Source organism: Telluria sp. LT2P80, from assembly GCF_059685955.1.
The window spans coordinates 123708-136484 of sequence record NZ_JCASIO010000002.1 but is presented as its reverse complement, the minus strand read 5'-3'; the positions used below and the strand labels follow the sequence as shown (position 1 = coordinate 136484).

Sequence of the window (12777 nt, the reverse complement as noted above, 5' to 3'; positions counted from 1 at the left end):
TTATGGGAAGGTTATCGCTCAACATCGGCTATGTCAATGACTTTACGGAGCACCGATTATCTGCACTGTTGGTCACGCCGACGTCGTACATGCCGACAGCGGACAACCGGCACACCTGTCTTTTCTGATAATTCGTGTCGCCATTTCAAAAGCCGCGTGTCAACCGCTCACATAAAATACCTAAGCCAAAACATCAAGGATGATCCCCCCATGACGCACCCTTCCCGCACCGGAGGCCAGATTCTGGTCGATGCCCTCTCCATTCACGGCGTCGATACCGCCTTCGGTGTCCCGGGTGAAAGCTACCTGGACGTGCTCGACGCGCTGCACGATTCGAACATCCGGTTCGTGATCAACCGTCAGGAGGGGGGCGCGGCGTTCATGGCCGAGGCCTATGGCAAACTCACCGGCAAGCCGGGCATCTGCTTTGTCACGCGTGGGCCGGGCGCCACCAATGCGTCGATCGGCGTGCACACGGCGTACCAGGATTCCACGCCGATGATCCTGTTCATCGGCCAGGTAGGCAACGACTTCGTCGACCGCGAGGCGTTCCAGGAAATCGACTACCGCCGCATGTACGGCCAGATGGCCAAGTGGGTGGCCCAGATCGACCGCGCCGACCGCATCCCCGAATACCTGGCGCGCGCGTTCCAGGTCGCCACCAGCGGCCGCCCGGGCCCGGTGGTGCTGGCGCTGCCCGAAGACATGCTGGTGTCGCTGGCGGAGGTCGCCGACACGCGCGCCTATACGCCAGCGCACGGGGCGCCATCCGCCGAGCAGATCGCGCAACTGCGCACGATGCTGGCCGAGGCCGAGCGTCCGGTCGTGCTGCTGGGCGGCGGCACCTGGACCGCGCAGGCCTGCGCCGACCTGGCGCAGTTCGCCGAACGCAATCACCTGCCGGTGGGCTGCACGTTCCGCTTCCAGGACCTGCTCGACAACGCGCATCCGAACTACATTGGCGACGTGGGCATCGGCATCAATCCGAAGCTGGCCGCACGCGTGAAAGACGCTGACCTGGTCATCGCCATCGGCCCGCGCCTGGGTGAAATGACGACCGGCGGCTACACCTTGCTTTCTGCACCCGTGCCGGCCCAGCGCCTGGTGCACATCCACCCCGATCCCGAAGAACTGGGTAGCGTGTACCAGGGCGAACTGATGATCGCGGCCGGCATGCCGCAGGCGTGCGCCATGCTCGCCGCGATGGACCCGGTCGACGCAAGCTGGCAGGCCAATGTGACGCAGGCCAGGGGCGATCTGGCTGCGTGGCAGGCGCAGCCTGCCCTGCTGCGCGAAGGCGTCCCGCTCGACCTGTGGCAAGTGGTGCAGGATCTGCAGGATGCGCTGCCACCAGACGCGATCATCACCAACGGGGCCGGCAACTACGCCTCGTGGGCGCACCGCTTCTACCGGTATGGCGGCATGCGCACGCAACTGGCCCCGACCAATGGCGCGATGGGGTATGCGGTGCCAAGCGGCGTCGCGGCCAAGATCGTGCATCCCGAGCGCGCCGTGGTGACCTTTGCCGGCGACGGTGAATTCATGATGACGGGCCAGGAACTGGCCACCGCCGTGCAGTACGGCGCCGGCGTCGTGATCCTGGTCTTCAACAACAATATGTTCGGCACGATCCGCATGCACCAAGAGCGCACCTATCCGGGCCGCGTGTCGGGCACCAACCTGCACAATCCGGATTTCGCGGCGCTGGCGCGCGCCTATGGCGGCCATGGTGAGGTGGTCGACCAGACCGCCGACTTTGCACCGGCGCTGGCGCGCGCGCTGGCCTACACGGCGCAGGAACGGCTGCCCGCCGTGATCGAGCTGCGCTACGACGGCAATCTGATCACGCCGAACGCCACGCTCGAGATGATGCGTGCGCAGGCCGAGGCCGCAAAAGGAGCACGCTAACGCGCAAAGCGGGAACGTATTGCTGCTCTGGTAAAATATTCGCACGTTTTTTCATCGCCGGCCCCGCCGGCGTTCGCACGAAGTCCCCCACCAGACACTATGTTCAGCTTCTTCAAAAGAAAGAAAGCGCCCGATACCCCGGCGCCGGAACCTGTTGTACCTGCTGCACCCGCGGCGCCTGTCACCAGGCCGGCGCCACCTGCGCCAGCCGTGGCCAAGCCCGACATCAAGAAGGACGCCAAGCCCGAGGTCAAGACCGAGGTCAGCGTGCTGCACGAAGGCGGCAACCTGTTCCCGGAAACCGCCGAGCGCCCCACCACCGAGCTGGAAAAGAAGCAATCGTGGATGGCGCGCCTGAAGGCCGGCCTGTCCAAGACCTCGAGCAACCTGTCGCTGCTGTTCGTCGGTGCGCGCATCGACGAAGACCTGTACGACGAACTCGAAGCGGCGCTGTTGATGTCCGACGCCGGCATCGGCGCCACCGAACATCTGCTTACCGAACTGCGCCGCAAGGTCAAGGAAGACAAGCTGCTCGACGCACCCGCCGTCAAGACGGCGCTCAAGAGCCTGATGATCGAGATGCTGCTGCCATTGCAAAAGCCGCTCGAACTGGGCCGCCACGACCCGTTGGTGATGATGATCGCGGGCGTCAATGGCGCCGGCAAGACCACCACCATCGGCAAGCTGGCCAAGCACATGCAAAGCTTCGACCAGTCGGTGCTGCTGGCTGCGGGCGACACGTTCCGCGCCGCCGCGCGCGAGCAATTGATGGTCTGGGGCCAGCGCAATAACGTCACCGTGATTTCGCAGCAGTCGGGCGATCCGGCCGCCGTCGCGTTTGATGCGGTCCAGTCGGGCAAGGCGCGCGGTACCGACGTCGTCATGATCGACACGGCCGGCCGCCTGCCGACCCAGCTGCACCTGATGGAAGAACTGAAGAAGATCAAGCGCGTGATCGGCAAGGGCATGGCGGGTGCACCCCATGAAATCCTGCTCGTCATCGATGGCAACACGGGCCAGAACGCGCTGGCGCAGGTCAAGGCGTTTGACGATGCACTGGGCCTGACGGGCCTGGTCGTTACCAAGCTCGACGGTACCGCCAAGGGTGGCGTGCTGGCCGCGATCGCCCAGAACCGCCCGATTCCCGTGTACTTCATCGGCGTGGGCGAAAAGCTGGAAGACCTGCAGCCATTCAATGCCGAAGAATTCGTCGACGCGCTGCTCGGCTGAGCGGCTGATCGAACAAGGACACCATGATTGCATTCCAGTCAGTATCGAAGCAGTACACGCACGGCGACGCGCAGGGCAGCTACGCGCTGCACGACGTCACGCTCGCCATCGGCAAGGGCGAGCTGGTCTACCTGGCCGGCCCGTCGGGCGCGGGCAAGTCGACCCTGATGAAAATGGTCGCCGGCGTCGAGCGGCCCACCAGCGGCAAGGTGATCGTCAGCGGGCATGACGTCGGGCGCATCAAGCCAGCCGGGATCCCGTTCCTGCGCCGCAATATCGGCATCATCTTCCAGCAGCAGCGCCTGCTCAACGACCGCAATATCCTGGCCAATACGATGCTGCCGATGCTGGTGACCGGTGCGCGCACGGCCGAAGCCGAGCAGCGCGCCCGCGCGGCGCTCGACAAGGTCGGCCTGCTCGACCGCGCCCGCGCGATGCCGCTGGAACTGTCCGGCGGCGAACAGCAGCGCGTGGCCGTGGCCCGTGCGATCGTCAACCGGCCGCAGATCATCCTGGCCGACGAACCCACGGCCAACCTCGACCGCGTCGCGGCCGACAAGGTGCTCGATGCGCTGCGCTCGTTCCATGCGGTGGGCGTCACGTGCGTCATCTCGACCCACGACGATTACGTGCTGGAGCGCGCCGAGCGCGTCATCCGCCTGGAAAATGGCCAACTGGTCGGAGGTGCAGCATGAGCCCGTGGTTGCGCCAGCACCGCTTCGCCCTGGTGGCCGCGCTGTCGACCGTGCGCAAGTCGCCCGGCAGCTTCCTGTTCAACGTGCTCGTCGTAGCGCTGGCGCTCACGCTGCCGTTCGCCGGCCTGACCCTGCTCGACAATGTACGGCCGCTGTCCGAGCAATTGTCGGTCGACCCCGAAATCAGCCTGTTCATGCGCGAGGATGTCAGCCGGCCCGATGCACAGGCCTTGCTGCCGCAGATTCGCCAGATCGTCGCGCAGGGCAAGGGCGAAGTTATGTTCGTGCCGCGCGAGGAAGCCCTGGAATCGCTCAAGGCACGCAGCAGCCTGGGCGGCGTGCTGGAAACGCTGGGCGAGAACCCGCTGCCGGACAGTTACGTGATGAAGCTGGGCGGCTTTGCCAGTGCCGGCGCCGCCGCGCAGGTCGACGCCATCACCGAGCGCCTGCGGGCACTGCCGGGCGTCGAGACGGTGCAGGTCGACTCGGCCTGGGTCAAGCGCCTGGCCGCGCTGCTCGGCATCCTGCGCCTGGCCCTCTTGCTGCTGGCCGGTACGCTCGGCATCGTCGTCATCGCTGTGGTATTCAACACCATCCGCCTGCAGGTGCTGACGCAGAAAGAAGAAATCTCTGTCTCGCAACTGCTCGGCGCGACCAATGACTTCATTCACCGCCCATTCTTCTACACGGGCGCCCTGCTCGGCCTGTGCGCCGGCGGCGTAGCCCTTGGCGTGGTCGCATTGGCCTTGCACCCGCTGAATGGCGCCATCGCTGAATTTGCACGGCTGTACGGTTCGCAATTCCAGTTGGCGCCGCTGGGCGGGCTGGAAATTACCGGCTTGCTGGCCGTCAGTGCCGGACTGGGCCTGATCGGCGCCATGCTGTCGGTACGGCGTCACCTGGCGCGGGGACGCTGACGGGCACAGGGGTGCCGGCAGCGGCACTCCTACAATATTGCTGAATAAAAAAGATTGATTCAGGGTGTTGAAAATGCCGGAAGTGCCACCACTTCCAGAGCAGGGCGAGGCGGCTGTTGTGCTGCCTCCCCAATTACCTGGCTGTCGGAATGCGCCGCAGTGCGCACATACTCCTACGGTCACGTCGCACTTCCCTACGCTGTCTTGCGTAGAACTCCTACAGGCCTCCCCAGTCGTACGTGCGCTATTCAACAGAAAGCTTGCCTGTTGCGCCTTACTCTGAACCTGTACGCGATTTCCAGTGTTTATCGGCTCAGTTTTGAGCTGAATCAAACGAATATTCAAGTGCTGTTCTACAGTAAGTTTGCCTGTGGATTTAATTCCTATAGGCAATACTTTGGACAGTCTTAAGTTCCGGCCACGTTCTGGCACTCTCTCTGGGGGAGTGCTAATATATGGTCCAAGGCAATCAAATTTCAAGCAAAAGTATCCGCATGACGAAGCGATATTCGCTTCAGGATGGCGTCACCGGCATGAGGCCGAGGCCTGTCAGGATGCAGCAAGATTATTAAAAGGGAAATAAACATGTCCGCACAATCCGCATTGGTCCCGACCGGCAATCGTGCTCTGGGACTAGGTTTCACCGGCAATCTCGGCAATATCGATGCGTACATTTCGGCAGTGAACCGCCTGCCAATGCTGACGCACGAAGAAGAGATGTCGCTGGCAAAGCGGCTGCGCGACGATAACGATCTCGACGCAGCGCAAAAGATGGTGTTGTCGCACCTGCGCCTGGTGGTGTCGATCGCGCGTGGCTATCTGGGCTACGGCCTGCCACACGCCGACCTGATCCAGGAAGGCAATATCGGCCTGATGAAGGCAGTCAAGCGTTTCGACCCGAACCAGGGCGTGCGCCTGGTGTCGTACGCGATGCACTGGATCAAGGCCGAGATGCATGAGTACATTCTCAAAAACTGGCGTCTGGTCAAAGTCGCAACGACGAAGGCGCAGCGCAAGCTGTTCTTCAACCTGCGCAGCAACAAGACCGGCCTGGATGCGATGTCGCCGGGTCAGGTCGATGATCTGGCCAAGCTGCTGGGCGTGAAGCGCGAAGAAGTGATCGAGATGGAAACCCGTCTGTCGGGTCGCGATATCGCGCTCGAGTCGCCAACCGACGATGAAGACGACAAGTTCTCGCCGATCGCCTACCTGTCGTCGGAGCAGCAGGAGCCGACCAAGGTCATCGAAGCGCAGCAGGTCACGCGCCTGCAGTCCGAAGGCCTGGAATCGGCGCTCGGCAAGCTGGACCCGCGTTCGCGCCGCATCATCGAAGCGCGCTGGCTGGCCAACGACGACGGTTCGGGCGCCACGCTGCACACGCTGGCGGAAGAATTCAGCGTGTCGGCCGAGCGTATTCGCCAGATCGAGTCGGCTGCACTCAAAAAGATGAAGGGTGCGCTGACGGCGTTTGTCTGAGCCGCCCTGCCATCTCCCAAACCCCGCTTCGGCGGGGTTTTTTCTTATGCGGCTTTGCTTTCTCCGACGTCGCCTCGGCAGATTTTTGTTGCGTTGAACGCGTGGGCGGCATAGCCGCCCACCCTACGGTATTTTTTCTGTAGGGTGGACGGGTTTCCCGTCCACGCGTTCAACAAAACGTGGCCGCCACAAGACCGGGGTAACTTGAACACGTGTAGCCGCCGCCGACACGTTTGCCGCCCATTGGCTAGAATGGTTCTTCTGACACGTCAGCTCAAGGAAAAGCCATGCCTGATTCAACGCCGTATGTCCCACCAGCCGTCTGGACCCCGCCCGCCACCCCGGGCGGCGCCTTTGCCAATATCAATCGCCCGGTCGCAGGACCGACGCACGACCAGGCGCTGCCGGTGGGCGAGCATCCGCTGCAACTGTATTCGCTGGCCACGCCCAATGGCGTGAAGGTCTCGATCATGCTCGAAGAACTGCTGGCCGCCGGCCATGCCGGTGCCGAGTACGATGCCTGGCTGATCCGCATTAACGAAGGCATGCAGTTCTCGAGCGGCTTTGTCGACGCCAACCCGAATTCGAAGATTCCTGCTCTGGTCGACCGCAGTGGCGCCGAGCCCGTGCGTGTGTTCGAATCGGGTGCGATCCTCGTGTACCTGGCCGAGAAGTTCGGCGCGTTCCTGCCGAAAGATGGCGTGGCGCGCACCGAAACGATGAACTGGCTGTTCTGGCAGATGGGTTCGGCGCCATTCATGGGCGGCGGCTTCGGCCACTTCTATGCGTATGCGCCGGAAAAGCTGCAATACCCGATTGACCGCTACGCGATGGAAACCAAGCGCCAGCTCGACGTGCTCGACCGCCATCTGGCCGACAACCGCTACATGGCCGGCGACGACTACACGATCGCCGACATGGCCATCTGGCCATGGTATGGCGGCATGGTGCTCGGTCAGTTGTACGACGCGGCCACATTCTTGGCGGTGCACGAATACAAGCACGTCAAACGCTGGGCCGATGCGATCGCGGCGCGGCCCGCCGTGGTGCGTGGACGCAAGGTCAACCGCTCGTTCGGACCGGCGGAAGACCAGGTGCTGGAACGCCACAGCGCTGCCGACCTCGACTGACCTCCCTGCCCTTCCCTGGGCATGCTCCGCTGCATGCTCAGCCACCGTACACGCCCTGCCTCATGATCTGGGCGTGCGCTTCTTGTCCTGACGCTTCGTCGCGCGCGCCTTGTGCTGCTCCCAGCGTGCAGCAGGCAGACGCGCATCTTGCTGCGCGCTGGTGCGCGTGTCCTGGTAGTACGGCACATCGGCCCACGCCACTTCGACCACGACTTCGCGGACATCAGACAGTTGCTGCGTCTCGAACGCCAGCTCGCCAGACCCGCCAGACCCAACAGCGCGCGACAGCTTGACGATCTTGTCGGGCACGCTCAGGTGGATCTCGGCCTGACTGCCCGAATCGATATGCCGGAACACGGGCAGTTTGCCCGCCAGGCCCGGGATGACTTCGCGGCCTTCGTCGGACAGGGCCAGTGTCAGGGTGCGCGTGGCCGGGTCGTAGCGCGTCGCGCGCACTTCGGCCACATAATGCAGCGCCCGTGCTGCCTTGTTTTGCAACCGCACGACGACCTGAAGATGCGTGTCCACCGGCGCCACCGACTGGATGGCTGCGGTCAGGTCGTCGGGTTTGCTGTCGTCGCTCGCCATGTATCCCCCTCGTCCAATGCCTGCACTCGGCCCAGCACGCGAGCCACGGCCGTGATATCGGGAAAACGCTCGCCCAATCGTTGCCGGAAGCGGGTTTTGCTCTTTGTCGTCTGCAGCAGCGCCCGTTCGCAAAACCCCAGCTCGCGCCGCACCTGCGCGGCCGGCAACGCCGCCCACAAGGTGCTGATCGGTACCTCGGGCGCCCATGCGTCGAGCGCCTCGGTGAAGGCACGGCCGATCGCCGGGGCGTCGGCGCCGGCCAGATACCGGGTCAGCAGCGCGTGCATCAGCCTGACTGGCGCGACGAGCGCCCACTGCATGTAGGGGCTGGGCCAGGCACGGTCGCGCAGCAATGCCAGCAACTGTGCTGGCGCGCCGGTGGACTGCCCTGCCCCGCTGTCCCAATAGGCGCTGGTACGGAGCAAGGCGGCGTGGCGACCTTCGGCATGAAGACGATCGGGGTGCAGCGCGATGAAGGCGGCGCCCAGTTGCGTGCTGCTCATCAAGCGGTGACCCCGCTCGACCATGACGTTCCAGAAGTCGAGCAAGGGGTCGACGAAGCCTTCGAGCAGCTGACGTCGCAGCGACTGGTCGCCCGCCATGAGCGTGCAGGCTTGCGGTGAAAACGCATAATAGTCGTGAAAGAACTGCTCGAAGAACGCATGACCGACGTCGGTGCCGCGCACGAAATGGTCACGCGCGCAGCGTAGCATCTGCACTTGCCGTGACCCGGGCGACCTGGACACGAGCGTGGCAATGATGCAGCAGCTTTCGCAGTCCGAATCAGTTTTGCCGCAATGGTTACCGGGGTCGCGCAGCGTTGCGCTGGCGCCCTGCCGGCTGGCCAGATCGGTGCGCAGATCGTTCTCGTCGATGATCGCGGCGCGTTCTTCCGGCGACGACGGGTCGCAGATGCCGGTCACGGCCAGCAGGCTGTTGGTAACGACGCGAAAGGCATGGGAAAACTCGTGGTACAGCGCGACAGGCGGGGATACCGGCAAATCGAGCGAGCCGCCCGAGCCGGCTCTGGCCACGCAAACGGTCAGCTTTGTATCGTAGATGATGAGGCATTGCTCGGTGGGATTGAGGCTGGCGCCGGGCAAGCCGCTCGACCTGGGGGCCAGGACGGTGGCATTGTTGGCCATCAACGAGCCATCGCCGAGCACCAGCGACCTGAGGCCGGCGACGACGATCGTGTCGACGTTGTTCGCACCGCTGCCATAATTTGGCGAAAACGCCGTGTTGATCATGGCGTCGAGACGCAGCCGGGGCGGGCCGTTGCCGGTGCGGGTGTAGGTCATGCGCTGCTTGCCGGCGGCCGGATCGGCAATGCCCAGCCCCGTATCGTTGGCGATGATCGACATGTCGATGAAGCCTTGTGCCGGATCGAGGTCGTCCGACCCGATGCCGGTCGCATCCTGCAGGATGAACGTGGCCATGGCGGCTATCCGATCGGCCGTTGCGGCGGTGGCAAAGGCTTCCAGTCCTGGCCCGTCGGCTGGCGCTCGCGGTACACCGGTGGCGGGCATACGGCGGGACAGGGCTCTTGCGGCGGGGGATCGGGTGGGCAGCAGGCCTGCACCTGCCCGAGGAGTTCGCGATGGCGGTCGACATCACCGGCTTCGAGCGCATGGACGCGCTCGCTGATGCCTTCGATGCGTGCCAGTGATGCTTGCAATGCCTCGTCAATGCGTAGTTGCAGCGCCAGCTTGCGCAGGATATTACACAGCAGCGTATTGCTGTTGGCCAGCTCGCAGATGATGGTGTCGTTCTGCTTGCGGTTATGGTCGAGCAGGCCGGCGGCAATGATCTGCACCTGAATCAGCGCAAACACCCCCTGTGACAGGTTGGCGAAACCCGTCGTCAGCGTGGCGTCGATCTGCGCCAGGCGGCTGTTGGTCTGCACCAGTTCGTTGCGGACATCGGCCGTGTTGTCCGCCGTGGCCGAGGTGTTGGTCGAGATCTGGTCGAGTCGCGCGTTGATCTGGTCGGCGACATCCTGAAGGTTCGGCATGGGATCCTTTCACACCGGGCATGTCCGGTGCAGCTACTCTAGGCCCCACCTTGCATCGCCGGACCAATGCCGCTCAATCGTCACCACGGAACTTCGCTGCCAGGCCCCGCTCACGACGCCGACGCCGTGACCTCGAGCAGGTAGCGCTGCGTCATCAGCACCGCCATCTCGTGCGCCGGCATCGGGCGCGCGATGAAGTAACCCTGCACTTCATTGCATTCCAGGCCGCGCAGGATCGCCAGTTGTTCAGCGGTTTCCACGCCCTCGGCCACGACCGACATGCCCAGCGCGTGCGCCATCGAGACGATCGCCTGGAAGAAGACCTTGCCCTCTTTCGACCTGGCCAGCTCGTTCGTGAACGCGCGGTCGACCTTCAGCACGTCCATCTTCAGGCGCTGCAACTGCGACAGCGACGAGTAGCCCGTGCCAAAGTCGTCCACGTGCAGCTTCACGCCCAGCGCACGCAGCGCCGCCAGTTCGGCCAGGATGTCGTCCTGGTCGCCCATCATCGCCGACTCGGTGATTTCCACCTCGATCAGGCTGGCCGGCACGCAGTGGCGCACCATCGCCGCGCGCAACTGCCGCTGCACGCCGCCGCGCAGGAACTGCTTGGGCGAGACATTGATCGACACGGGCACCAGCGCCACGCCGGCCTCGCGCCAGGCGGCCAGTTGCGCGCACGCCTTGTCGATCACGACTTCGCCGATGCGCACGATCAGGCCGGTCGATTCGGCCAGCGGAATGAAGTCGCCCGGCGCCACGATGCCCAGCATCGGATGGTGCCAGCGCACCAGCGCCTCCATGCTCAGCAACTCGCCGCTGCGGGCATCGACGCGTGGCTGGTAGTGCAGCACGAACTGGTCGCCCTCGAGCGCCTCGAGGATGTGCTGCTTGAGGCGCGCGCGCGAATTGAGCGTCGTCGACAGCGACGGATCGAAGAAGCGGTACTGGCCCTTGCCGTCGTTCTTGCCGACATACATGGCGATATCGCTGTGGCGCACCAGCGTCTCGGCATCGGCGCCGTCGCGCGGGTACATGCTAATGCCGATCGATGCGCCCACCGCGTGCAGTTCGTCACCCAGCAGGAACGGCACCCCGAACGCATCGACGATGCGCGCCGCGACCGACGCTGCCTGGCGCTCACCATCGCAGGGCGTGAGCAGGACAACAAATTCGTCACCGCCAAAGCGGGCCACCTGGTCTGACGGGCGCAGCAGCGACAGCAGGCGCTGGGCCGCACACTTGAGCACGCCGTCGCCGGTGGCGTGCCCGTGCGAATCGTTAATGTGCTTGAATTCGTCCAGGTCGATGAACAGCAGCGCCGCCCCCATGTCGGTGTTGTGCGCCTGCGCCAGCATCGCCGGCATGCGTTCCAAAAACGCATGCCGGGTGGCCAGGCCGGTCAGCGAGTCCACGTTGGCCAGGCGCTCGAGCTGCGACTCGTGGGCCTTGCGCTCGCTGATGTCCTGCAGCGTGACGGCCAGGCCGTGACCGACCCGCACCAGGCGACGCCGGCCCCAGCTGATGTTCAGGCGATTGTCGCTCGGCATTCTGCGGTCGTCTTCATGGAAGCCCGCCTCCATCGCCTTGCGGTAGGTGGCCAGCAAGTCTTCGCCGAACAGGCCGGCGTCGATCTCGGTCAGGCTCGCGCCGACCAGGTCGTCGCGGGTCATGCCGTAGAAGAAGGCACCCCGTTCGTTGCAGTCGACGATGCGAAAGTCGACGATCTGCCCATCGCGCCCGCGCACGGCCGCCGCCATGTAGAAGCCATCGTTGCCGCTTTCGGTGGCGGTGCGGTAGGCGCGCCGCACATCGTCCTGTTCTGTGCCGCGCTGCAGCGCGCGCTGCGCCAGCACGGCGCCGACCGCACCGAGCAGCATCAGGCACAGCGTGACGGCGATGGCGCGGTCGCGGCTGTCGGTCCAGTAGGTATTGGTTGCGGCCAGCGTATCGGCGCGAGGCAGGCCGACCAGCGCGACCAGCGGATAGACCGGCGACTGGCGCCAGCCCAGCACGCGCGACTGGCCGTCGGCAAAGCCATTGGCCCCATCGAGCTCGCGCACGCCCTGTTCGCCCGACCAGGCAGCGCCGCGGCGCGGCAGCGTGGCCGTGTCGAAGAACGCGGCGCCGTCGCTGCGCTGTTCGACACGCAGGCGTCCTTCGCTGCCGGCCAGCGCCACGATGCCGCCTGCGCCGAGCGTGGCCGGGCTGACGAACGACGTGAAGTAGCGCGCATCGACCGCCATCATGATCACGCCGTCGAACTCGTCTTCGCGGTCGTCGAGACGGCGCGTAAACAGCACGACGTCGTCGGCCGCGCCGAACTGCACCGGCGTGGTGCCCAGCCGCAGCGCCGTCGAATTGTTGTCGCGGTGGCGGGAAAAATACGGACCGTCCGCCAGGTCGGTGCCAATCAGGCCAGGCCGCGTGCTGGAACGCACGATGCCACGGCGATCGAGCACGGCGACCACGTGGAAAGCGCTGTCCGTGAACATGCCGTCACGCCGCATGTCAGGCAAAAGTTCCGGCTTGCGCGAGTTCTCCCAGCTGAACTTGAGCTGCATCGTGATCTGGTCCATCTGCGCAACCGAGCGCGTGATGTACTGCTCGTAGGCTTCGGCGTAGGCGGCAGCGTCCTTGCGGATCTGGCCGGCAACGCGCTCCTGTTCGGCGTCCACCCGTACCAGGGTCGCGCCCCACAGCGCGATGCAGGCCAGCAGCGCAAGCAGCGGCCATGCAAGCACCAGGTAGCGCTTGCTGCGGTGAGGCGTGACGGAAGGGGCAATACGGGGGTGGTGGCTCATGCTGCCAGCGAACGC

The 12777-nt window shown here is 64.6% G+C and carries 10 protein-coding genes; 6 read left to right on the top strand and 4 right to left on the bottom strand.

The annotated features are described in order from the left end of the window. The first annotated feature begins 210 nt into the window (after positions 1–210). The 6 genes from AC56LW_RS06980 to yghU all read left to right on the top strand — a co-directional run bounded on the left by AC56LW_RS06980 (position 211) and on the right by yghU (position 7356). A complete protein-coding gene (locus AC56LW_RS06980; protein ID WP_499633104.1) occupies positions 211–1908 on the top strand; it encodes a thiamine pyrophosphate-binding protein in 1698 nt (565 codons plus the stop codon). Positions 1909–2007: 99 nt separating this feature from the next. Beyond that, positions 2008–3138 (top strand): signal recognition particle-docking protein FtsY, encoded by a 1131-nt coding sequence (gene ftsY / locus AC56LW_RS06975; RefSeq protein WP_499633102.1) that lies wholly within the window; start codon positions 2008–2010, stop codon positions 3136–3138. A gap of 23 nt (positions 3139–3161) precedes the next feature. Beyond that, positions 3162–3833, top strand: a complete 672-nt coding sequence (locus tag AC56LW_RS06970) for a cell division ATP-binding protein FtsE (RefSeq protein ID WP_183557109.1) — start codon at positions 3162–3164, stop codon at positions 3831–3833. Beyond that, entirely contained in the window at positions 3830–4750 is a 921-nt protein-coding gene (gene ftsX, locus AC56LW_RS06965) for a permease-like cell division protein FtsX (RefSeq protein WP_499633100.1), read from the top strand. The genes AC56LW_RS06970 and ftsX overlap by 4 nt, the downstream gene beginning before the upstream one ends. A gap of 585 nt (positions 4751–5335) precedes the next feature. Next, a complete protein-coding gene (rpoH, locus tag AC56LW_RS06960) occupies positions 5336–6226 on the top strand; it encodes an RNA polymerase sigma factor RpoH (RefSeq protein WP_332533047.1) in 891 nt (296 codons plus the stop codon). Between the two features lie 287 nt (positions 6227–6513). After that, positions 6514–7356, top strand: a complete 843-nt coding sequence (gene yghU / locus AC56LW_RS06955) for a glutathione-dependent disulfide-bond oxidoreductase (protein WP_332533046.1) — start codon at positions 6514–6516, stop codon at positions 7354–7356. Between the two features lie 60 nt (positions 7357–7416). Here yghU and AC56LW_RS06950 read toward each other — a convergent pair whose 3' ends face one another. The 4 genes from AC56LW_RS06950 to AC56LW_RS06935 form a co-directional block, all read right to left on the bottom strand. Beyond that, complete coding sequence (locus AC56LW_RS06950; RefSeq protein WP_499633097.1) at positions 7417–7944, bottom strand: hypothetical protein; 528 nt, start codon at positions 7942–7944, stop codon at positions 7417–7419. Continuing rightward, the gene (locus AC56LW_RS06945) at positions 7911–9383 is read right to left on the bottom strand and encodes a hypothetical protein (RefSeq protein WP_499633095.1); all 1473 of its coding nucleotides are present in this window, start codon (positions 9381–9383) and stop codon (positions 7911–7913) included. Before AC56LW_RS06945 ends, AC56LW_RS06950 begins: the two co-directional genes overlap by 34 nt. 5 nt (positions 9384–9388) lie before the next feature. After that, on the bottom strand, positions 9389–9958 hold the full coding sequence (locus AC56LW_RS06940) for a hypothetical protein (protein WP_332533043.1): 570 nt from the start codon (positions 9956–9958) through the stop codon (positions 9389–9391). Between the two features lie 110 nt (positions 9959–10068). Continuing rightward, positions 10069–12762 (bottom strand): bifunctional diguanylate cyclase/phosphodiesterase, encoded by a 2694-nt coding sequence (locus AC56LW_RS06935; protein ID WP_499633093.1) that lies wholly within the window; start codon positions 12760–12762, stop codon positions 10069–10071. Between the last annotated feature and the right edge of the window lie 15 nt (positions 12763–12777).

Bases quoted from the DNA above. Each gene is read 5' to 3' on its own strand.
- AC56LW_RS06980 (WP_499633104.1), top strand. From the start codon at position 211: ATGACGCACCCTTCCCGCACCGGAGGCCAGATTCTGGTCGATGCCCTC.
- ftsY (WP_499633102.1), top strand. From the start codon at position 2,008: ATGTTCAGCTTCTTCAAAAGAAAGAAAGCGCCCGATACCCCGGCGCCG.
- AC56LW_RS06970 (WP_183557109.1), top strand. From the start codon at position 3,162: ATGATTGCATTCCAGTCAGTATCGAAGCAGTACACGCACGGCGACGCG.
- ftsX (WP_499633100.1), top strand. From the start codon at position 3,830: ATGAGCCCGTGGTTGCGCCAGCACCGCTTCGCCCTGGTGGCCGCGCTG.
- rpoH (WP_332533047.1), top strand. From the start codon at position 5,336: ATGTCCGCACAATCCGCATTGGTCCCGACCGGCAATCGTGCTCTGGGA.
- yghU (WP_332533046.1), top strand. From the start codon at position 6,514: ATGCCTGATTCAACGCCGTATGTCCCACCAGCCGTCTGGACCCCGCCC.
- AC56LW_RS06950 (WP_499633097.1), bottom strand. From the start codon at position 7,944: ATGGCGAGCGACGACAGCAAACCCGACGACCTGACCGCAGCCATCCAG.
- AC56LW_RS06945 (WP_499633095.1), bottom strand. From the start codon at position 9,383: ATGGCCACGTTCATCCTGCAGGATGCGACCGGCATCGGGTCGGACGAC.
- AC56LW_RS06940 (WP_332533043.1), bottom strand. From the start codon at position 9,958: ATGCCGAACCTTCAGGATGTCGCCGACCAGATCAACGCGCGACTCGAC.
- AC56LW_RS06935 (WP_499633093.1), bottom strand. From the start codon at position 12,762: ATGAGCCACCACCCCCGTATTGCCCCTTCCGTCACGCCTCACCGCAGC.